Source organism: [Mycobacterium] manitobense (genome assembly GCF_025821665.1).
Taxonomy (GTDB): Bacteria; Actinomycetota; Actinomycetes; order Mycobacteriales; family Mycobacteriaceae; genus Mycobacterium; species Mycobacterium arseniciresistens.
Map to the genome: position 1 here is coordinate 1 of NZ_JACKSJ010000228.1, position 20,973 is coordinate 20,973.

A 20,973-nucleotide genomic window follows, 5' to 3' on the forward strand; every position below is an offset into this window, starting at 1 on the left:
TCCGCGCCGATCTCGCCGCACCGCGAGCGTGGTGGGCGCGACCTCGCCGGCGAGCGAGAGCGCGGCGACGACGGCGGCCAGCACGCTGACACCCGTGGCCGCGGTGGGTGCGGCCGCCGCAGCAGCCGCGGGCGCCGCGGCACGGTCGGTGGCCTCGCCCCAGTCACGCTGCCTGCGATGCGCCTCGGCGAGCACGCCGTTTAGCCGGCCGCCGACCCGCAGTTCCGGCCCGTGCTCCAGAGCCAGCATCGCGGCCACGTCACGACGCGAGTGATGTTCGGCAGCAACTGCTTCAGCGGCGCCGACCGCCCCGGCGGTGAGGGCGGGCGCCGCGACGCCCGCGATCAGCAGGCACACCGCGAGCACCCCGGCGGCGGCGGGGGAGATGACTGCCAGCAGTCCGACCGCGGCCACAGACAGCACCGCGGCCACCGCGATCGGCAGCACGGCGCGCACCAGTACATCGGACAGCTCGTCCACCGAGGCGCCCGCGCGGGCCACCAGTTCGCCACTGGGCAGGCGCATCACGACCTCCGTGGGCGCCGACGCCAGCCGCCGGTAGAGGTCGACGCGGACGTTTCCGGCCGAGCGCAGCGCGGTGTCGTGTGCGGCGAGCCGCTGGCAGTACCCGAGCACACCGCGGGAGATGCCAAGAGCCCGGACGGCGACGACCGCCACGGTCAGGTCGAGGATCGGCGGCATCTGCCATGCGCGGGTGATCAGCCACGCCGACACGGCGGTCAGCGCGAGCGCGCTGCCCAGCGACAGCACCCCGAGCGCCGTGGCCGCCAGCAGTCGCGAGATCCGCGGCCACAGCAGCGCGACGGCCAGCCGGAGGAAGTCACCGCGCGGCAACGACTTCAGCACCGACATCACCCCCGATGCGCAGCACGCGGTCGCCGATCGCGAGCACCGGATCGCGGTGTCCGACCACCACCACGGTGGCCCCGGCGCGTGCCCGCGCCGTGATCGCCTCGAGCACCCGGGTCTCGAGGGCGGTGTCCAGGTGCGCGGTCGGTTCGTCGAGCAGCAGCACGGGCGCGGCCGAGCCGAGCGCCCGCGCCAGCCCGAGCCGCTGGCGCTGGCCGAGTGACAGGCCGACGCCGTCGCGGCCGACCACGGTCTGCGCCCCCGCAGGCAGGTCGGCGAGCACGGCGTCGAATCCTGTTGCACGGCAGACCTCGTCGAGATTGGCCAGCGGGCCGAACAGCTCGAGGTTGTCGGCCACCGTGCCGGGTACCACCACCGGGCGGTGGTCCAGCCAGGACACCTGCGCCCACCAGGCGGGCAGGTCGAGGTCGGCGACGTCGATGCCGCCGACGCGGACCCGCCCCGATGTCGGAGCGGCCAGCCCCAGGATGGTGTGCAGGGTGGTGCTCTTCCCGCATCCGTTCGGTCCGGTGAGCACGGTGACCGCACCGGGGGTGATCTCCGCCGCCAGCGCCTCGACGGTGATGGTGGCGCCTGCCGCGTGCACCCGGGCGCTGCCGCTGGGTGGTGCGGGCTGGTCGAGCAGCGCGAAAGCCCGCTCGGCGGCGGCCTTTCCGTCCTGGGCGGCGTGGAACTCCACGCCGACGCGGCGCAGCGGCCAGAACACCTCCGGTGCCAGCAGCAGCGCGGTGAGCCCCGCGGACAAGGTCAGCTCGCCGTACACCAGCCGCAGACCGACACCCACCGCCACCAGGGCTACGCCCAGGGTGGCGATCAGTTCCAGCACCAGCGCGGACAGGAACGCGATCCGCAGCGTGGCCATCGCCGAACGGCGGTGCGCGGCCGACAGTTCGGCGATGCGCCCGGCGGCGCCGTCGGCCCGTCCCAGCGCGCGTAGCGTCGGGATGCCTGCGATGAGGTCGAGCAGGCGGGACTGCAGGGTGGTCAACGCGGCCAGCGAGGCGGCCGAGCGGTCGCGGGTCAGCAGCCCGATCAGCACCATGAACACCGGGATGAGCGGCAGGGCGATCAGCACGATCAGCGCCGAGCGCCAGTCGTAGAAGGCGATGGCCAACGCCGCGGCCGGGGTGAGGACCGCCGCGAGCAGCACGGCGGGGAGGTAGGCGGTGAAGAACGGTCGCAGCCCGTCGAGTCCGCGGCTGACCACGACCGCCGCGGCATCCCGGTCGGCGGCGAGCCTGCGGGGCGGTGCCGTCGTCACCGCGCGCAGCACCCGGCCGGACAGGTCCGCGATCAGCGCGGTCGCTCCGCGCTGCGACAACCGGCCCTGCGCCCACTGGGCGGCGACGCGCACGGCGTAGAGCAGGGCCAGCACGAGGAGCGCGGGAGTCCACCGCGCGAGGCCGCCCGAGCCGGGGTCGGTGACGATGCCTGCCACCACGTGGGCGAGCAGCACCGCCGACGCGATGGTGGCGGCGGCGATCAGCACACCGCACGCCACCGAGGCGAGGACGTGGCGGCGCACCGCGGGCGAGGCGGTGAGGGCCCGGGGGAGGCTCAGCGGCTCCGCCATGACAGTCCTGTCGGCTCGGGGATGCGTTCGGCCGAGATGCGCTGCCGGAACACCCAGTACGTCCAGCCCTGGTAGACCATGACCAGTGGCGCCAGGATCACCGCGGCCCACGTCAGGATCTTCAGCGTGTACGGCGACGACGACGCGTTGTCGACGGTCAGGCTCCAGGCCGGGTCGAGCGTGGACGGGATGAGGTCGGGGTACAGCGAGGCGAACAGCAGCACCACGACCGCCGCGACCGCGGTGGTGGTGTGTACGAACGCCCAGCCGTCACCCGAACCGCTCCAGATGCGGGTCATCGCGGCCAGCAGCGCGACCGCGGCCGCGGCGAGCACCAGCCAGGTCCAGGTCTTCCCGTACGCCAGCTGGGTCCACAGCCCGAAAGCGGCGACCACCACGGTCACCGGTACCGAGAGCCGCGTCGCCACCCGCAGCGCATCGCTGCGCACTGCGCCCTCGGTCTTCAGGGTGATGAAGACGGCGCCGTGCAGCAGGAACAGGCCACCGGTGGCCAGCCCGCCCAGAAGTGGGTAGCCGAGCAGGTCGCCCACGGTGAGGCTGACCTGTTTGTCCGCGTCGACCGGCAGGCCCCGCACCAGCGCGGCGAACACGACGCCCCACAGCACGGCGGGCACCCAGGAGCCGGCGGCGATGGCGAGGTCGGCGCGCGACCGCCAGCGGGGATCGTCGATCTTGCCCCGCCATTCGATCGCGACGACGCGAAGGATCATCGAGCACAGGATCAGCAGCAGCGGCAGGTAGAGCCCGGAGAACATGGTGGCGTACATGTCGGGGAAGGCGGCGAACATCGCACCGGCGGCGGTGATCAGCCAGACCTCGTTGCCGTCCCACACCGGTCCGATCGTGTTGAGCACCGCACGCCTGCGCTTCTCTACCGCGTCGGCACCCGACTCGGCGCCCATCCGGCCGATCAGCCCCATCAGCATGCCGACGCCGAAGTCGAAGCCCTCCAGCACCAGGAAGCCGAGGAACAGCAGGGCCAGCAGCACGAACCAGATGTCAGCCACGGTGCCTCCTCCTCAGTACGCGAACGACAGCGGGGCGACGTCGTCGTCCCCGGGCGGTGTGGGCGGGGCCGGTTCGGCGTCGTGTTCCTTCGGACCCGCGACGACGTAACGGCGCAGCAGCCCGAACCAGATCACCGCGAGCACGCCGTAGAGCAGTGTCAGGGTCAGCAGTGAGGTGACCACCATGCCGGTGGCGTGACCGGACACCCCCTCGGCCACGGTGAGCCGGATGGCGGGGTCGCCGGTGGGGTTGGGCACCACCACCCACGGCTGCCTGCCCATCTCGGTGAACACCCAGCCCGCACTGTTGGCCAGGAACGGCGTGGGGATGGTCAGCAGCGCGAAGCGGGAGAACCAGGCCCGGTCGGTGGTGCGGCCGCCACGGGTCAGCCACAGCGCCACGAGGGCGAACAGCGCGGGGACCGCGAGCAGGCCGATCATCGCCCGGAACGACCAGTAGGTGACGAACAGGTTGGGCCGGTAGTCACCGGGCCCGTAGGTGGCCTCGTACCGCTGCTGCAGGTCCTCGACGCCCTCGAGGTGCACGCCGTCGAACCGGCCCTCGGCCAGGAACGGCAGCACGTAGGGCACCTCGATGACGTGCACCACGCTGTCGCAGTTGTTGTGCGTGCCCACGGTGAGGACCGAGAAGTCGGGGTCGGTCTCGCTGTGGCACAACGACTCCGCCGACGCCATCTTCATCGGCTGCTGGTCGAACATCAGCTTGCCCTGGACGTCGCCGGTCCATGCGAGCGCACCCGCCGAGACCAGCGTGACGACGCAGCCGAGCAGCATCGCCGGACGGAACATGCCGGGTGCCGGGGTGTCCGGCTTGTCCGTGCGGTGTGCCCGCACCATCCACCACGCGCAGACGCACGCGACGAAGGCGCCTGCGGTCAGGAAGGACCCGGCGACCGCGTGCGAGAACGCCGCCACCGCGGTGTTGTTGGTGAGCAACCCGACGATGCTGGTGAGCTCGGCGCGGCCGGTGTCGGGGTTGAAGCGTGCGCCGACGGGGTGCTGCATCCAGGAGTTCGCGGCGATGATGAAGAACGCCGACGCGTTGACCGCCAGGGCGACGATCCAGATGCACGCCAGGTGCATCAGGCGGGGTAGCCGGGTCCAGCCGAAGATCCACAGGCCGATGAAGGTCGATTCGAAGAAGAACGCCGCAAGACCCTCCATCGCCAGCGGCGCACCGAACACGTCGCCGACGAAGCGGGAGTACTCGCTCCAGTTCATCCCGAACTGGAACTCCTGGACGATGCCGGTGGCGACGCCGATCGCGAAGTTGATCAGGAACAGCTTGCCGAAGAACCGGGTCAGCCGGTACCAGGCGGGGTTGTCGGTGACCAGCCACAGCGTCTGCATGAGCGCGACCAGCGGGGCCAGGCCGATGGTCAGCGGAACGAAGATGAAGTGGTAGACGGTGGTGATCCCGAACTGCCACCGTGACACATCGAGCGCGTCCATCCGACCCTCTTCCGTGGGCTGTGAGACCAGCCTACGACAGGGCTACGACAAGTTGTAGTAGATCCTCTGTGGGTTAGCTCACCGCGGGGCCGGCGCCCGCCGCCTGGCCGCCCGCAGGGCCGGCGAGCCGGGACTCCTTGCGGATTCGCAGAGCCGTCACGATCTCCACGACACCCAGCACGACGAGGATGATGCCGGTCACCTGGGTCACGGCCACGAGGCCCTCGAGCGGGGCGGCGAACATAATGATGCCCGCCACGATCCCGAGCGCGCCGACGATGATCTCCCAGACCCGGCCCGGCAGGGTGTTGTCCGCGATCGCCGACATCAGCGTGGCCACGCCGCGGAAGATGAATCCGACGCCGATCCAGATCGCCAGCAGGTCGATCGAGTTCTGCAGGTTGATGAAGCACAGCACGGCGAGCACGAGTGCGGCCGCCCCGCTGATGAACAGCAGCGCCCGCCCACCCAGCGACGACCGCACGCTGAAGGCCATAACCAGCTGCGACACACCGGTCACCAGCAGGTAGGCGCCGAAGAAGATCGCGGTCACCAGGATCGCCGCACCCGGCCGCACGAACACCAGGACGCCAAGGATCAGCGCCGCGACGCCGGTGAACAGCGCCGCCTTCCACAGATGCGGCAACATGGTTGGGGCAGTAGTGGTTTCCATGCGCGAAGTGTGGCACAACGCCGCCTGGCCAGGGCGGATTTGGTAGTACGGCTGTGGCGGCGGTGCGCGGTCGTTAATGTTCCGTTACCGGCGCTGCGCGCCGGGTCCACGGTCGTTATCGTCGTCGGTTCGGGACGACCAGACGACCCGAGCTAGGAGAAAGAGGCAATCGTGTTAGCTGAATGTCGCACCCGGCGAGGCAAGCTGTGGCGCATCGCAACGGTGCTCGCCGCCAGCGGCGCGCTGGCCCTGTCCGGCTGCGTCGACAACTCCGAGTCGTCGGGGTCGGGTTCGGAGACCACCGCCGCCACGGCCACGAAGGTCGACGAGATCGCCAACTCCGTGCCCGAGGCCATCAAGTCGACCGGCAAGCTGGTCGTCGGCACCGATCCGACCTACCCGCCGAACGAGTTCAAGGACGCCAGCGGCCAGGTGATCGGATTCGACGTCGAGCTGATGAACGCGATCGCGGCCACCCTCGGACTCACCGCCGAGTACCGGCAGTCGGCTTTCGACAAGATCATCCCGTCCGTGCAGGGCGGCACGTACAACGTCGGCATGTCGTCGTTCACCGATTCCAAGGAGCGCGAGCAGCAGGTCGACTTCGTCACCTACTTCGAGGCGGGCTCGGCGTGGGCGCAGCGTGCGGGGGCGGGCATAAACCCCGAGGACGCGTGCGGCAAGCGGGTCGCCGTGCAGACGGCCACTGTGCAGGACACCGACGAGATGCCCATGCGCACCCAGAAGTGCATCGCCGAGGGCAAGCCCGCGATCAACGTGGTGAAGTTCGACGACCAGACGGCGGCCACCACCGCGGTCCGGCTGGGGCAGGCCGACGCGATGTCGGCCGACTCGCCGGTCACGGCGTACGCCATCAAGCAGAGCGAGGGCAAGCTCGAGGCCGCCGGTGAGGTGTTCGACTCCGCGCCCTATGGATGGGCGGTCCAGAAGGGCTCACCGCTCGCCGAGCCGCTGAAGAAGGCGCTGGAGCACCTCATCGAGTCGGGCACCTACGAGCAGGTCGCCAAGAACTGGGGGGCCGAACAGGGGATGATCGACAAGCCGGTCATCAACGGCGCGATCAGCTGAGTCGCCGATGACCGACGCATCGCCGCCGCCCGCCATCAACGCTGTCCCACTGAGACATCCGTGGCGGTGGGTGGCGGCGGTCGTCATCCTCGCGCTGTTGGGGTTGTTCATCTACGGCGCCGCCACCAACGAGGCGTACGGCTGGGACACGTACGTCAAATATCTTTTCGATCAACGCATCTCGGAAGCGGCCTTCAACACGCTTCAGCTGACCATCCTGGCGATGGTGCTGGCGCTCACCCTCGGTGTGCTGCTGGCAGTGATGCGGCTGTCACCCAACCCGGTGCTCAAAGCGGTGTCCTGGGGCTACCTGTGGATCTTCCGCGGCACACCGGTGTATGTCCAGCTGGTGCTTTGGGGTCTGGTGCCGACGATCTACGCCAACATCCAGTTCGGCGTCCCGTTCGGTCCGTCGCTGTTCCACCTGAACCTGCAGGCGCTGTCGGTCGGCTTCATGCTGGCCGTCATCGGCCTGGGGCTCAACGAGGCCGCCTACATGGCCGAGATCATCCGCGCGGGCATCAGTTCGGTGCCCGAGGGGCAGTCGGAAGCCTCGATAGCGCTCGGCATGTCGTGGGGGATGACTGTCCGGCGCACCGTGCTCCCGCAGGCGATGCGGGTGATCATCCCGCCGACCGGCAACGAGTTCATCAGCATGCTCAAGACGGCGTCGCTGGTCACTGCTGTGCCGTACAGCTTCGAGCTGTACGGCCGGGCCAGGGACATCGGGGTGGAGTTGTTCCAGCCCATCCCGCTGCTGCTGGTCGCCTCGACGTGGTACCTGGCGGTCACCAGTGTGCTGATGCTCGGCCAGTACTATCTCGAGCGGTACTTCGCCCGCGGCGCGTCGAGGAAGCTGACCACCAAGCAGCTCGATGTGCTGGCGAAAGCGCAGACGGGAGAAGCGCACCTATGACACCGATGGTCAAGGCCGAGAACGTCTGCAAGAGCTTCGGCGCCCTGCACGTGCTCAAGGGCGTCACACTGGACGTCGGCAAGGGCGAGGTGCTGTGCATCGTCGGACCGTCTGGGTCGGGTAAGTCGACCTTCCTGCGGTGCGTCAATCACCTCGAGGTGGTCAACGCCGGCCGCCTCTACGTCGACGGGGAACTGGTGGGCTACCGCGAGCGCGGCGGCAAGCTCTACGAGCTGCCGGCCCGGGAGGCCGCCCGGCAGCGGCGCGACGTCGGGATGGTGTTCCAGCACTTCAACCTGTTCCCGCACCGCACTGCACTCGGAAACGTCGTCGAGGCGCCGATCCGGGTCAAGGGGGTGAAGAAGGAGGAAGCGGTAGCCCGCGGGCGGGACCTTCTCGAACAGGTCGGGCTGGCGGACAAGGCGACCGCGTACCCCGCGCAGTTGTCCGGCGGGCAGCAGCAGCGCGTCGCGATCGCCCGTGCGCTGGCGATGAATCCGAAACTGATGCTGTTCGACGAGCCGACGTCCGCGCTCGACCCCGAACTCGTCGGCGAGGTGCTCGCGGTGATGAAGAAGCTGGCCGGTGAGGGGATGACCATGCTGGTCGTCACCCACGAGATGGGCTTCGCCCGGGAGGTCGCCGACAAGCTGGTGTTCATGGACGGCGGGGTGATCGTCGAGAGCGGCGATCCCCGCGAGATGATGAGCAACCCGCAACACGACCGCACGAAGGCGTTCTTGTCCAAGGTGATGTAGGTGGCTGCGGCCGTCACGGCAGATCCGCGACAGGACCCCACCACCCCGCTGTGGCGGGCGGCTCAGGTGTTCCGGCTGCTGAGTTGCCTGTACGCGTTGGGCTTTCACATCGCGATCAACGACGACCTGCGGCGGCCGGTCACCGGCTGGGTGTTGTTCGGCGTCCTGATCGCGTGGAGCGCGGCGTGCGCGGTGGCCTACCTGGCGGGTTTCGGGCGCCGGGCGGCATGGGTGGTGGCCGAGGTGGTGATCGCCGTCGCGCTGATGCTGTCGACGGAGTTCGTCGCCTCCGATCAATGGGTGCAGGACAACCAGTCCTGGCCCACCACACTGTGGGTCACCAACGCGGTGATCTCGGCGGCGATCCTGCGCGGCCCGCTCACCGGGATGGCGACGGGGCTGCTGGTGATGGCCGCGTACGCCGGGCTGAAGGGTTACGTCAGCATCAATCTCGGCCGCAATGCGACGGTGGTCATCGAGTTGGCGGTCGGGCTGGCGGTCGGGATGGCGGCGCAGACGGCCCGGCGCGCGCATGCCGAACTGCAGCGGGCGACCCGGCTGGCCGCCGCGCTCGAGGAGCGTGAACGGCTGTCGCGGCAGGTGCACGACGGCGCGATCCAGGTCCTCGCGCTGGTGTCCCGGCGTGGACGCGAGATCGGCGGAGCGACAGCGGAACTCGCCGAACTTGCCGGGGAGCAGGAGCGCGCGCTGCGGCGGCTGATGAGTGCAGGCCCTGCGGCGCCGGAGGTCGGTGCGGTGACCGATGTCGGCGCGGAACTGCGCCGCAGGGCGTCCGACCGGGTGTCGGTGAGCCTGCCCGCCGATCCCGTGCTGCTCGACGCCGCCGTCGCCGCCGAACTGTCGGCGGCGGTGGCCAATGCGCTCGACAACGTCGCCGCCCATGCCGGCCCCGACGCCCACGCCTACGTCCTCGTCGAGGACCTCGGCGACACCGTGACGGTGAGTGTGCGCGACGACGGACCCGGGATCGCGACCGGGCGGCTGGCGGAGGCCAGGGCCGAGGGTCGGCTCGGGGTCGCCACCTCGATCGTCGGGCGGATGGAATGGCTCGGAGGCAGCGCGGTGCTGCACACCGAACCCGGCGGCGGAACGGAATGGGAACTGACGGTGCCGCGCCGGGAAGGGGCTACGGGAGGGCACGATGGCTGAGCAGGATCCGCCGACGACGGTGATGGTGGTCGACGATCACCCGATCTGGCGCGACGCGGTGGCCCGCGATCTGGCCGAGGACGGCTTCGACGTGGTGGCCACGGCCGACGGCGTGGCGTCGGCCAGGCGGCGGGCCGCCGTCGTGCAACCGCGGGTGGTGGTGATGGACATGCGACTCGGCGACGGCGACGGCGCCCAGGCCACCGCTGAGGTGCTCACCGTGTCGCCCGACTCCCGGATCCTGGTGTTGTCGGCCTCCGACGAGCGCGACGACGTGCTGGAGGCGGTCAAGGCCGGCGCCACCGGATATCTGGTCAAGAGCGCGTCGAAGACCGAACTCGGTGCGGCCGTGCGGGCCACCGCCGAAGGCCGGGCGGTGTTCACGCCGGGCCTGGCCGGACTGGTGCTGGGGGAGTACCGCAAGATCGCCCAGCGGCCCGCGGACGGCCCGGCGACGCCGAGCCTGACCGAACGGGAGACCGAGGTGCTTCGCTACGTCGCGAAAGGGTTGTCCGCCAAGCAGATCGCGAGCCGGCTGTCCCTGAGTCACCGCACGGTGGAGAACCACGTGCAGGCGACGTTCCGCAAACTTCAGGTGGCCAACCGGGTCGAACTGGCGCGTTACGCGATTGAACATGGCCTCGACGAGTAGCCGGATCGGGTAGTCCTACTCATCCGCGGGCGGTGGGCGCGTTGCACGATGGCGCCATGACCGAACCGCATCGCGCCGTGATCGCCCGGCTGTCGGCGGAGTTCGCCGCGTTGTCCCAGCAGCTGGTGCGGGTGTCGGGCGAACTGGGTGAGCTGGACCGGCTGCTGACAGCCGGGAATCACGCTCCTCAGCAGGCGCCCGCGCCGTCGCCGACGCCGTACTACGCGCCGTACTACGCCCCGTACTACGCCCCGCAATACGGGCCGCCGACCGCGTCACCCCCGCCTCCACCGCTGCCACCGCCACCGCCACCGCCGCCGCCGGTACGGATGCCGGCGCCCAAGGCGCCGCGGACCTCCCCGTCGGAAGGCTGGATCGGCAAGGTGCTCGCGGTCGCCGGTGTCGCGGTGACGTTGATCGGTGTGGTGCTGCTGCTGGTGCTGGCCGCCCAGGCCGGGGTGCTGAGACCCGAGTTCCGGGTGGCCGCGGGCGCGGTGCTGGCGGGCGTGCTCGTCGCGGTGTCGACGCGGCTGATGTCGCGGCCCGGCGGGCGCGTAGGAGCGATCGCACTGGCCGCCACCGGGGTGGCCGCCGCGTACATCGACCTGATCGCCGTCACCACCGTCTACGGCTGGGTGCCGGCACCGGCCGGCCTCCTGCTCGGCGCCGCCGTCGGCGCCGCGGGCCTGACACTGGCCCGGCGGTGGGATTCCGAGCACCTCGCGGTGCTGGTGCTGGTACCGCTGATCGGGTTGGCGCCGGTGGTCACCGACGGCATCACGCTGCTCCTCGTCGGCTTCATGTTGTCGCTGTCGGCCGCTGCGCTGCTGGTGCAGCTGGGCAGGGACTGGCTCTGGCTGCACGCCGCCCGCACCGCGGCGGCGACGTTGCCACTCCTGATCGCGCTCGTCGCGGCCGGAATCGGGTCCCGCCACGATCTCTGGCTCGCAGGCGCCTGCGGCATCGCCGCACTGCTGGCACTCGCCGGGGCCCTGCTGGTGCTGCCGGGCACCGCCAACCGAGGGATGCTGGCGCTGCTGGCGAGCGCGGGAGTGTTGCCCGTGCTCTGCGTGCCACTGGCGGTGGACCGGACGCTCGCCGCGCTGATGATCGGTGCGCTGGCCGCGGCCCTGCTGGCCATCGTCGCGATCGGCGACCGGCTGCCCGGCGCGCCCGGTGTGGTGCGGCGGATCTGGTCGGCGCTGTCGGCGGTCTGCACCCTGATCGCCGTCAACGTCGCGTTCGACGGTGAGGTGGCGGCGCCACTGCTGCTCGCGATGGCACTCGTGGTGGCCGTCCACTCCTGCACCGCATCCCGTGGCGCCGACGGGGCACGCTGGGTCGCGATCGCCTTCGCTGTCGTCGGATCCGCGCTCTACCTGAGCTATGCGCCGCCGAGCCTGCTGGTCACCGCGACCGAGTCGAGCACTCCGGACGCGGTGTCCATCCTGGCCGCGAGCGTCCTGCTGATCGGTGCCGCGGCGGCGATCGGGTGGTCGTGTGCCCGCCGCGACGGGATCGACGCGGACGTGCTGCGGCTGCTCTGCCTGTCGGCGGCGGCGGTGTCCGGGTATGCCGTCACGACGTTCGCGGTCACCGCAGGCGTGCTGGTCGCCGGCACCGGGGGCGGCTTCTTCGCCGGACACATGGCCGCGACGATCTGCTGGATCGTCGTCGCGGCCGTGTTGCTCCGCTTCGCGGCGCGCAGGCCCAAGGCGCAGCGATCACTGCCGATCGGCGGGGGACTGGCGCTGGTGGTGGCCGCCATGGCGAAACTGTTCCTGTTCGACCTCGGCACGCTGGACGGCATCTTCCGCGTCGCGGTCTTCATCGTCACCGGCCTCGTGCTGCTCGGCATGGGCGCGGGATATGCGCGGCTGCTCGCACAGCAGGATCAGCAGGGTGTGACGTGACTCACCACCTTAACTGGACTCATTCCAGAAAAGGCAACGTTGTATCGATCATGACGACAACGACAGTGAAGACGGCGGCACGCCGCACCGAAGCAGAAATCCAGGGCTTTGTGGCCTCCACCGAACTGAGCGCCAACCTGCAGCGGGTCCTCGTCGACCTCGTCGAACTTCACCTGCAGGGCAAGCAGGCGCACTGGAACGTCGTGGGCACCAACTTCCGCGACCTGCACCTGCAGCTCGACGAACTGGTCGACTTCGCGCGCGAGGGCAGCGACACCATCGCCGAGCGGATGCGCGCACTCGACGCGGTGCCGGACGGCCGGTCGGACACCGTGGCGGCGACCACCACGCTGCCGGAGTTCCCGGCCTACGAGCACAGCACCGCTGAGGTGGTGGACTTCATCACCGCCAGGATCTACGCCACGGTCGGCACCCTGCGCACCGTCCACGACGCGGTCGACGCCGAGGATCCCAGCACCGCCGACATCCTGCACGGCCTGATCGACGGACTCGAGAAGCTGGCCTGGCTGATCAAGTCGGAGAACCGCAAGGTCTAGCCGACACCAGAGGCGGGTACACCTGCGGCGTGACTGTGACAAGAGACATCGCCGCGTCACGCCGACAGGTGTGGGACGTACTGGCCGACGGATGGACCTACTCCCAGTGGGTGGTGGGCAACAGCCGGATGCGGGCGGTCGACCCGAATTGGCCCGGACCCGGCAGCAGGATCCACCATTCCATCGGGGTGTGGCCGGCCGTCCTCGACGACGAGACCGTCGTGGAGAAGGCCGTTCCGACCCAGGAACTCGTCCTGCACGCGAAGGGCAGGCCCTTCGGCGGCGCCCGGGTGGTCCTGAAGCTGTCCGACGCTCCTGACGGCTGCCGGGTGCAGATGGAGGAGTATCCGATCAGCGGGCTCGGCAAGCTGATGCCCGACAAGCTGTCCGACATGGCGGCCTGGCCGCGCAACCGGGAATCGTTGCGCCGGTTGGCCTTCATTGCCGAGCGCAGGGCGTCAGCCGAGGGGTGACGTCATGGTCGGCGCGGCCACCTCGACCGCGCCGCGGACGGCCTCGTCGTCGCGTCGGCCCGTCAGGTACCAGGTGCGCATCACGCCCTTGCCCTTGACGTCGACGTCGCCGCGCTCCTCGAATTCAAACGCGTGGCGGATGCGTTCGTAGACCTGGTGGGGCACCTGTATCCGGCCCTCGACGTCGGTGCTCTCCATCCGTGACGCGACGTTGACGGCGTCGCCCCACACGTCGTAAAAGAATTTCCGCGCGCCCACCACACCGGCCACCACCGGCCCCGCCGCCAGCCCGATCCGCAGTGGCACGGCCCGCCCGCCCGGGTCGGTGAGGTCGGCCACCGCGTCGGCCATGTCGAGCGCCAGGCAGGCCAGTGCCTCGACGTGGTCGGGCCGCTCCCGTGGCACCCCGCTGACCACCATGTACGAGTCGCCGCTGGTCTTGACCTTCTCCAGGCCGTGCCGGTCGACGAGTGCGTCGAGGTCGGTGTAAAGCCGGTCCAGGAATCGCACCAGATCGGTCGGCGAGGTGTCACTGGCCCGCTTGGTGTAGCCGGCGATATCGGCGAACAGGATCGATGCGTCGTCGTACTTGTCGGCGATGATCGTGTGCGCCGGATCCTTGAGCCGCGCCGCGATGCTCGCGGGCAGGATGTTGGCAAGCAGCTTCTCCGACCTCTGGTACTCCGACTCCATGGCGGCCTCCGCCCGGTCGATCTCGCGCAGCGCGAACCACACCGTCGCGAACACCATCACCGTCGAGAAGACGGCGGAGGAGATGAAGCCGACGGTCAAGGTCCACGCGGGTGCGATCCCACGGTCGTCGGGCACGGTCAGCTCGAGCGTGATGGTGCCCGCCACGCCCAACGTGACCAGGATCGCCGACAGCACCAGCCGCTCGGTTCCGAGCACCAGCACCACCAGCGAGGCCGACACCAGGAAGTAGAACTGCAGGCCGGAGTCGGTGCCGATGGAGAAGCAGATGAATCCGATCGACAGGTACGAGAAGACGAAGAACGTCAGCGGTGCGATCAGCGCGCCGAACCGGTACAGCACCGGGATCAGCAGGAAGACCCCCGCGGACGCGAGGTTCAGCCAGCCGAGCGCCGCGAACTTGCCGGCGAACGTGAGCTGGAACAGCCCGAACAGACCCGACACCGCGGCGGCGATGTACGTCGCGATGGTGAGCACCCGCAACCGGCTGAGCACACTCTGCGCGTAGTGCTGGGTGCGGGCGGGCATGCGGTGGTCGCGGGCCACGTCGGGCATGCAGATCGCCCGCCGGAACTCGCTGATCGCCACGGGTCGAAGCGTATCGCCGCAGGAGACGCGGGTTGGTGCCCTCGGTGAGATTCGAACTCACACTGGACGGGTTTTGAATCCGTCCTCATCGGCGTTTGTTGCTGCAAGCTGCGTTGGCTGTTGACGAACACCCTGGTCACTGGCGTTGGTTGCGTTGGGTGTTTGTGGGTGTGCTGAACGGGCTGCGGACGGCCTGCGGACACTCCGTCGTGTTAGGAGCGCCTCGTTCCTCCGGGGGCGCCGCCGAGCGGGAACAGCCTTATCGCGCGGGGGCGTCGCATCGTGTTTAACAGGGTCTACCGCATGTGATGTATCTCACAGGAGGCGGAGCACTGTAAGTCGCCTGAGTTCCAGGGGGAAGAGGTGGTGCACCCCCAGTGTGCTGATCCCCCCAGGGATGCCGCACGACCCGAAAGGGCCGATCCACCATGGATACATTCAAGTGGTTCTGTTTCACCATCCTCGGCACGGTTGCTGAGGTGCTGCTGTTCGCTGTCTTCGTCGTCTGGTTCACCGGCGGAACGGACGGACTTGTCGCCATCGGCCAGATGGTTGAGCCCGTCATCCGAGCTTTCTTCAGCGGCGGCTGAGGGTGCGACCGTGGCGGCCGGTTACTGCCCTGGGAACCGGCTGCCCCGACACCGCGTCTAACCCGGCGTGGATGACATCGAACGCGCGGCCGTGACCGCGCCAAGGGATACGACCCCCACGACCCGGTCGTGGTGGCCGCCCTGGATCGGGTCAGCGCGGTGCTGGCCGACCCAGGGTGGCGCCACGGGCTACGACTTCCGGCGCCGGACTGACAGCGTGGCGGTAGTGATGATCACGTGCACGATGCTGACACCGTCGTGTATGGCCTCAGCAGTCCACGGCCACAGCAGCTGGACGGCGATCACGCCACCGGACGTGACAACTGCGGTCGCGGCAGCCACCGGCAGCAAGTAACGCCGCGGGGGCGGGGGGTGGCCTCCCTGGTGTCCGTCGTCTACCGTCATTGGGGTCCTCTCTCGAAAATCTCACGGGGGTATGGGCGTTGAGGCGGTCCCGTTGCAGCGGGGCCGCCTCCCTATTTGAAGTCGCCGGGGATTGCTCCGCGGCTTCCGTCGAGGACCAGGCTATAGAAGTGCCCCGACGTTCACGCGCAAAGAAAGTTGCGCGACACGCCGAGTGAAATCCCGAGATCCTGGCCTCAATGGTGTATGCCTCCGATCGGCTAACGCGTTGTCGCGCTTGCGCTTTGCCGAGATCGAGGGGCATACGCCGAAGAGTAAGTGTTGCTGGTGTCATGCGATAGCAACCCGGTCGGGGGCGTGTGGATGGCACTGGGGATAACTGTCCGTCTGGGCCGGTTGTGGTTGTTGACTGAGTGTGCACACCATGTGGATTGGATGCCAGGGGTGTGCAAGCGATGCCGAAAGGCTGCTGGTTACAGCGCTTTATCGCCTCAGCGGCTAACAGAAAGCCTGGGGACGGAAAGTTGTTCGGCGTGTCGTCGACATCGGTTGCGCCGGGCGTGTCGCGCTGATGGCAAGTTAATTCGTGGATTGATGTCTCTGGCACGCCTTTATGTCATGGCACTTGGCAGGGGAGACCCCTGAAGACGACATCCGCGGGGGCATAGACCTCGTTCGCACGCTCGTCGTTGCGCAGCATGGCGATGTCGGTCTCGGACTGTGCGCTAGAGCCCGTTATCCGCCAGCCACCGCTGTGCGTCGTCGTCGTAGCACTCGACGCCCCCGGCGTTGGTGACGATCGCGCGACGCCACCAATGGGTGGGCTCTCCCCCTCGGGCCCACTCCGGGAGGGCTGACACGGACACGTCGACTGACCGCCCGGCGCGCAGCGCGGCCAGGTGCTCGCGGTCGCCCGGGGTGGCCATCGGGTGGGCGGCAAGTTCGTCGGCACGCGCCAGCAGGTGGGCGTACAGCGCACTGCGCCCCGGGGCGCCGGACGGCCGCCGGGTCACGCGTGCCTCGGGCCGCGGTCCCAGCGGGCTCGCACGGCGCGCACGTGCCGGTCGCTCTTGGCGACCACGCCCAGGCCACCGATGACGGTCCGGGTCAGCTCTACCGCGGTGCGGTCCAGCTGCCGCGCCTCGGCGCTCAGTCGGGTCAGGACGCTGGCCCGGCGCTGTCCGGCCATCTCGTCGGCGAACACCCGCCGGAGATCGTCGGCGCGGTCGGCGGCCATGGCGGCGCGATCAATGGTGAGCAGTTCCAGTTCGTCGAATTCCATGGGCCCGTGCTGTTCGACGGCATGGGCCAGGGCGTTGGCGATGTCGCCGCGCAGTCGCTGGCCTGCAGAGTCAGGCATCGGTGGTCCTTTCGGGTGATCGCGACGTATTACGTGTTGTCTGAGGCGCTACCGCGCAACCCTCCCGGCTGGCCAGTTCCTTGAACGGGTGCAGGGCCTGCCGGGCCTGCTGCGGGTCGCGCACGCTGAGACTGGCCGGGACGGTATCGAGCCAGGCGTCCACGACGAGCAAGACGAAGTCCAGGCCGTCGAGCAAGTCCACGTCGCGCGGGAAGACCGGCGCCCCGCTGCCATCCCTGTCGGTGCAGATGACGTGCACCATGTCGAGATTCACCCCGGCGACGGTCAGGCGGGGCCGAACCGTTGTCTTCCAGTCATCCTCGGTCACCACGATGACGACCGCCTGGGGCTCGCGGGCGGGAATCCCCATCGCGGGCATGGGCTTGCCAGTAGTGACGTGAGCGATGATCAACACCCACAGCAGCGACTTGCCGATTCCCTCGTCGCCAATGAGCAGCGCGACGGCCGCCAGCGGCAGCCAGTTCTTGGCCAACCAGCGCCCCTGCTCCTGGTCCGCCAGTTCGGCGGCGCGCCAGAGCCGGGGCATGTCCGCCGGCCGGACATCGGCCTTGGCCCTCGGGGCCAACTCGTCGAGGCTGTGCCCCGCCGCGATGTGGTCAGCAACGTCCTTGCCGGTCCTGGCTTCCACGATCCGAATCGAGTTACCGAGGCGCCCGACGATCTCGGCGACTTCCGCGGCGTGTTTGCGTCCCGCTTCGTCGGCGTCGGCGACGACGACGACTTCCTTTCCTTTCAAGGCTGACCAGTCCGCGAGGTGCGACTTACCCGCCCCCATCGCCGGAGACACGGCAGCGCCGCCCTGGGACTCGACGGCGTGGACGTCGCGCTCACCTTCGACCACGTAGACCGTTGAGCGGTCGGCGATCCGATCACCGTGGTAGAGGCTGCGGTCAGCCTTGTTCCCCGTCTGCCTGAAGTCCTTGCCGGGCCTACGGTGCACCTCCCGCCCGCCCGGGTAGGCGTACGTACCGGTATCGGCGTAAACGGCCCGCATCCGGTCGTCGTCGAAAAGGTCGCGCAGCTGCAGGCCTACCGCGGCGGTGACCGCACCGATGTCGCAACCGGCGTGGCAGTGCACAACCACGCCCTTGCCGTCGCGGCGGGGCGCGATCGACAGGGACGGGTTGCGGTCATCGTGTGCCGGACACTGGGCCATGGCCTTGCCGTCACCCGTCTCACGGACGACGCGACCCTGGTCGCGCAGCGCCGCGGTGAGGCGCTCGTAGGCGGCAGAGTGGTCGGTGGCGATCACCGCGCGGCGGCCTCCTGGTCTGCCAGCCACTGCAGCACCACCGTCTTCCGCCACACCCGGCGACGGCCGATCTTGAAACTTGTTGGGCCCTCGCCAGTGAGGTCCCAGTACCGCCACGTGGATGATGGTGTGCCAGTGAGCCGTTCAAGGTCTGCGGAGTTGAGGTATTCCCGTTCCGCCACCTCGCCGATGTCCTCCAACGCGCCTCCCGTTTCTGGTTGCAGTCCCGATTCTGGGGACGAGGCCAGTCAACTGGCATTGATTGCGTTGGTCAACCCATTAGAGGTAGTCTCCCTAACATGGTGAGAGAACATTCCTCGCTGGCCCAGTTCAGGGAACGGTTGAGGCAGAGTCGCCTCGACCGCGGTTGGTCGCAGGCAGATTTGGCAAAACACCTCGCAGACAAGGGGTTTGGTCATATCTACCCGACGACGATTGCAAAGATTGAGAACCGCGAGCGGACGGTGCGGATAGACGAGGCGGCGGCAATCGCCGATGTCTTGGGCACCTCGGTCGACGCCCTCATGGGTCGCACCATCGACGACGATGCCGAGTTGACTTACGCGCTGCGCGGCTTAACCAGCGCGGCCAAGCGGTCGGCGGAGCAGGTGCAGGACATCGTTAGGGCGATCGGGCAAGCGCGGGATGACATCGGCGCGGGCGACTTTTCCGGGCGGGACCTCCTGCAAGCCGACGTTAAACGAGCCCTGCAGAGACTGGAGGCGGCTCAGGGCGCCCTGGCAACCGTCGGGCAATTCGAGCGCGGCATGAAGCCTGCCCCGACCCCTGGGGAGATCGGAAAGTGACAATGAAGCGCAACCGCCGCGGCGGGGTAGAGGACCGATGGACGCGGACTGTTCGCGGTGCGGACGGCAGGCTGGAGACGGTGCCAAGCGCCAACCACGGCAAGGGGTCGCGTTGGCGTGCTCGGTACGTCGGCGACGACGGACGGGAGCGCGCGAAGGGCTTGCCGCAAGACTGACGCCCAGCAGTGGCTGAACAAGCAGGTATCCGATCAGGTCACGGGCACCTGGACGGATCCCGCGTTGTCGGCGGTCACCTTCGGTGCCGTGGCTGAGCGGTGGTTCGCAACTAAGGCGACACGCGCACCGAAAACGGTCGCGGGATACCGGTCGCTTCTCGACACCGTGATACTGCCGCGATGGGCTCAGGTGCCATTGCGTGACGTGCTCTTTGTCGACCTGCAGGCATGGGTCACCAGCCTTTCCGTCAATGGATCCAGCCGGTTCGAGGGCAAAGGCCTGAGCGCATCCCGGGTCATCCAGGCCCATCAGGTGGTCAGCCAGGTTCTCAAGTACGCGGTTCGTGGCAAGTATCTGCCGTCCAACCCCGCCGACAGCCTGGAGCTTCCACGCAAGCCCGAGACCGAGCAGCGGTACCTCACCCATGAGCAACTGCACCGGCTCGCAATGGCGGCGGGGCGCTTCCGCACCTTCATACTGGTACTCGGGTATTGCGGTCTCCGGTTCGGTGAGGCGGCCGCTCTGCGCGTCCGCGACGTGGACCTGGAAAGGGGGCGCATTCGCGTCCGACGATCGGTCACTCACGTCACGGGCCAAGGCCTGGTGGAAGGTCCCACGAAGAACCACGCGGCTCGCGCCGTGCCGGTGCTGAAAAGGTTTCTCGCCCCTTTGCTGGCGACCGAGATCGAAGGCAGGTCAGCCGACGAGTTGGTGTTCCCGTCGCGGAGGGGTGGATACCTGACCGAAGGTGAATTGCGTTGGATGTTCGATCCGGCGGCAACTGCGATTGGGCAGCAGGGTCTGGTGCCGCACGAACTGCGCCACACTTGCGCCACCATGGCGATCGCCGCCGGTGCGAACATCAAGGTGCTGCAGAAACTGATGGGCCATAAGACCGCGACCCTGACCTGGGACCGGTACGGGCACCTCTACCCCGATGATTTGGACGCCGTCGCCGCGGCGTTCGATGACGCCGCGGAAACTACTGCGGACGATCTGCGGACGGTCAGCGATGTCCGTCGACAGGCCAGCGGTCTTCGGGGGCTCTGACCTGGGTTTGCTGGTGCCCTCGGTGAGATTCGAACTCACACTGTACGGGTTTTGAATCCGTTTCCTCTGCCAGTTGGGATACGAGGGCCTGGCGGCCTACCACGATAGAGGATGGCCCCGAGGTCGCTGATCGCGTGGGTAACCGCCACAATGTGAGCCATGACGGCATCCCACACCGGGCCCCCATCGGGCGCAGCGCCAGCACGCCGGGTTCTCATCGCCGAGGACGAGGCGCTCATCCGGATGGACCTTGCGGAGATGCTGCGCGAGGAGGGCTACGAGATCGTCGGCGAAGCAGGTGACGGGCAGGAAGCCGTCGAACTGGCCGAGCGCCTCAACCCCGACCTGGTGATCATGGACGTCAAGATGCCGCGCCGGGACGGCATCGACGCGGCCTCCGAGATCGCGGGCAAGCGGATCGCCCCGATCGTCATCCTCACCGCATTCAGCCAGCGCGACCTGGTCGAGCGGGCCCGCGACGCCGGTGCGATGGCCTATCTGGTGAAACCTTTCAACGCCTCCGATCTGATCCCGGCGATCGAGGTGGCGGTCAGCCGGTTCAGTGAGATCAGCGCGCTGGAATCCGAGGTCGCGTCGCTGTCGGAGCGGCTGGAGACCCGAAAGCTCGTCGAGCGGGCGAAGGGCCTGCTGCAGTCCAAGCAGGGGATGACCGAACCCGAGGCGTTCAAGTGGATCCAGCGTGCGGCCATGGACCGCCGGACCACCATGAAACGCGTCGCCGAGGTGGTTCTGGAGACGCTCGACGAGCCCGACGGCGGGCCCGCGGCAGGCCAGCCGACGCGGCACACGTAAACACTGCGTTTCCGTATCCGTCGTTCGGCGCGGTCACCAGGCGTCGATCGCGGCACGCATTTCCCAACACGACGCA

Annotated in this window: 20 protein-coding genes, 1 tRNA gene and 1 pseudogene; 12 read left to right on the forward strand and 10 right to left on the reverse strand. The window is 68.8% G+C overall.

The window, feature by feature from the left end; all coding sequences use genetic code 11:
• The 5 genes from H7I41_RS24490 to H7I41_RS24510 all read right to left on the reverse strand — a co-directional run.
• The coding region (locus H7I41_RS24490) for an ABC transporter transmembrane domain-containing protein (RefSeq protein WP_264015218.1) at window positions 1–867 on the reverse strand (867 nt) is incomplete at its 3' end.
• Window positions 842–2,416 (reverse strand): thiol reductant ABC exporter subunit CydD, encoded by a 1,575-nt coding sequence (gene cydD / locus H7I41_RS24495; RefSeq protein WP_264015251.1) that lies wholly within the window; start codon window positions 2,414–2,416, stop codon window positions 842–844. The genes H7I41_RS24490 and cydD, both read right to left, overlap by 26 nt.
• A 32-nt stretch (window positions 2,417–2,448) precedes the next feature.
• Window positions 2,449–3,492, reverse strand: coding sequence for a cytochrome d ubiquinol oxidase subunit II (gene cydB / locus H7I41_RS24500; protein WP_264015219.1), 1,044 nt, complete (start codon window positions 3,490–3,492; stop codon window positions 2,449–2,451).
• A gap of 12 nt (window positions 3,493–3,504) precedes the next feature.
• A complete protein-coding gene (locus tag H7I41_RS24505; RefSeq protein WP_264015220.1) occupies window positions 3,505–4,965 on the reverse strand; it encodes a cytochrome ubiquinol oxidase subunit I in 1,461 nt (486 codons plus the stop codon).
• 73 nt (window positions 4,966–5,038) lie between these two features.
• Complete coding sequence (locus tag H7I41_RS24510) at window positions 5,039–5,638, reverse strand: HdeD family acid-resistance protein (RefSeq protein ID WP_264015221.1); 600 nt, start codon at window positions 5,636–5,638, stop codon at window positions 5,039–5,041.
• Between the two features lie 171 nt (window positions 5,639–5,809).
• Here H7I41_RS24510 and H7I41_RS24515 point away from each other — a divergent pair, with 171 nt between their 5' ends.
• From H7I41_RS24515 to H7I41_RS24550, 8 genes are read left to right on the forward strand one after another with little or no spacing between them, the layout of a single operon-like run.
• On the forward strand, window positions 5,810–6,727 hold the full coding sequence (locus tag H7I41_RS24515; protein WP_264015222.1) for an ABC transporter substrate-binding protein: 918 nt from the start codon (window positions 5,810–5,812) through the stop codon (window positions 6,725–6,727).
• A 7-nt stretch (window positions 6,728–6,734) separates the two neighbouring features.
• A complete protein-coding gene (locus tag H7I41_RS24520) occupies window positions 6,735–7,643 on the forward strand; it encodes an amino acid ABC transporter permease (protein WP_264015223.1) in 909 nt (302 codons plus the stop codon).
• Window positions 7,644–7,648: 5 nt separating this feature from the next.
• Entirely contained in the window at window positions 7,649–8,401 is a 753-nt protein-coding gene (locus tag H7I41_RS24525; RefSeq protein ID WP_264015252.1) for an amino acid ABC transporter ATP-binding protein, read from the forward strand.
• Complete coding sequence (gene macS / locus H7I41_RS24530; protein WP_264015224.1) at window positions 8,402–9,571, forward strand: MacS family sensor histidine kinase; 1,170 nt, start codon at window positions 8,402–8,404, stop codon at window positions 9,569–9,571.
• Window positions 9,564–10,223: a response regulator gene (locus H7I41_RS24535; RefSeq protein WP_264015225.1), complete on the forward strand. Its 660-nt coding sequence runs from the start codon at window positions 9,564–9,566 to the stop codon at window positions 10,221–10,223. The genes macS and H7I41_RS24535 overlap by 8 nt, the downstream gene beginning before the upstream one ends.
• Before the next feature lie 56 nt (window positions 10,224–10,279).
• Window positions 10,280–12,136 carry a DUF2339 domain-containing protein gene (locus tag H7I41_RS24540; protein ID WP_264015226.1) on the forward strand — a complete coding sequence of 619 codons (1,857 nt, stop codon included), beginning with the start codon at window positions 10,280–10,282 and terminating at the stop codon, window positions 12,134–12,136.
• A gap of 50 nt (window positions 12,137–12,186) precedes the next feature.
• The gene (locus H7I41_RS24545) at window positions 12,187–12,693 is read left to right on the forward strand and encodes a Dps family protein (protein ID WP_264015227.1); all 507 of its coding nucleotides are present in this window, start codon (window positions 12,187–12,189) and stop codon (window positions 12,691–12,693) included.
• A gap of 29 nt (window positions 12,694–12,722) precedes the next feature.
• Window positions 12,723–13,166 carry an SRPBCC family protein gene (locus H7I41_RS24550; RefSeq protein ID WP_264015228.1) on the forward strand — a complete coding sequence of 148 codons (444 nt, stop codon included), beginning with the start codon at window positions 12,723–12,725 and terminating at the stop codon, window positions 13,164–13,166.
• Here H7I41_RS24550 and H7I41_RS24555 read toward each other — a convergent pair.
• Window positions 13,152–14,405, reverse strand: coding sequence for an adenylate/guanylate cyclase domain-containing protein (locus tag H7I41_RS24555; RefSeq protein WP_372503801.1), 1,254 nt, complete (start codon window positions 14,403–14,405; stop codon window positions 13,152–13,154). The two genes, H7I41_RS24550 and H7I41_RS24555, sit on opposite strands and share 15 nt — an antisense overlap.
• Window positions 14,406–14,893: 488 nt before the next feature.
• On the opposite strand from H7I41_RS24555, the gene H7I41_RS24560 reads away from it, so the two are divergent.
• Entirely contained in the window at window positions 14,894–15,055 is a 162-nt protein-coding gene (locus H7I41_RS24560) for a hypothetical protein (RefSeq protein ID WP_264015229.1), read from the forward strand.
• 1,088 nt (window positions 15,056–16,143) lie between these two features.
• Here H7I41_RS24560 and H7I41_RS24565 read toward each other — a convergent pair.
• From H7I41_RS24565 to H7I41_RS24575, 3 genes are read right to left on the reverse strand one after another with little or no spacing between them, the layout of a single operon-like run.
• Window positions 16,144–16,431: a hypothetical protein gene (locus tag H7I41_RS24565; RefSeq protein ID WP_264015230.1), complete on the reverse strand. Its 288-nt coding sequence runs from the start codon at window positions 16,429–16,431 to the stop codon at window positions 16,144–16,146.
• Window positions 16,428–16,778 (reverse strand): hypothetical protein, encoded by a 351-nt coding sequence (locus tag H7I41_RS24570; protein ID WP_264015231.1) that lies wholly within the window; start codon window positions 16,776–16,778, stop codon window positions 16,428–16,430. The genes H7I41_RS24565 and H7I41_RS24570 overlap by 4 nt, the downstream gene beginning before the upstream one ends.
• On the reverse strand, window positions 16,771–18,051 hold the full coding sequence (locus tag H7I41_RS24575; RefSeq protein ID WP_264015232.1) for an AAA family ATPase: 1,281 nt from the start codon (window positions 18,049–18,051) through the stop codon (window positions 16,771–16,773). The genes H7I41_RS24570 and H7I41_RS24575 overlap by 8 nt, the downstream gene beginning before the upstream one ends.
• A gap of 299 nt (window positions 18,052–18,350) precedes the next feature.
• Here H7I41_RS24575 and H7I41_RS24580 point away from each other — a divergent pair, with 299 nt between their 5' ends.
• Both H7I41_RS24580 and H7I41_RS30355 read left to right on the forward strand, forming a co-directional pair.
• Window positions 18,351–18,857 carry a helix-turn-helix domain-containing protein gene (locus H7I41_RS24580; RefSeq protein ID WP_264015233.1) on the forward strand — a complete coding sequence of 169 codons (507 nt, stop codon included), beginning with the start codon at window positions 18,351–18,353 and terminating at the stop codon, window positions 18,855–18,857.
• Window positions 18,854–20,084 (forward strand): annotated as a pseudogene (locus H7I41_RS30355) (tyrosine-type recombinase/integrase). Before H7I41_RS24580 ends, H7I41_RS30355 begins: the two are co-directional and overlap by 4 nt.
• An 11-nt stretch (window positions 20,085–20,095) precedes the next feature.
• Here H7I41_RS30355 and H7I41_RS24590 read toward each other — a convergent pair.
• Window positions 20,096–20,172: transfer RNA gene (locus tag H7I41_RS24590), tRNA-Leu, on the reverse strand.
• A 71-nt stretch (window positions 20,173–20,243) separates the two neighbouring features.
• On the opposite strand from H7I41_RS24590, the gene H7I41_RS24595 reads away from it, so the two are divergent.
• The gene (locus H7I41_RS24595) at window positions 20,244–20,897 is read left to right on the forward strand and encodes a two-component system response regulator PdtaR (RefSeq protein ID WP_264015235.1); all 654 of its coding nucleotides are present in this window, start codon (window positions 20,244–20,246) and stop codon (window positions 20,895–20,897) included.
• Window positions 20,898–20,973: the final 76 nt, after the last annotated feature.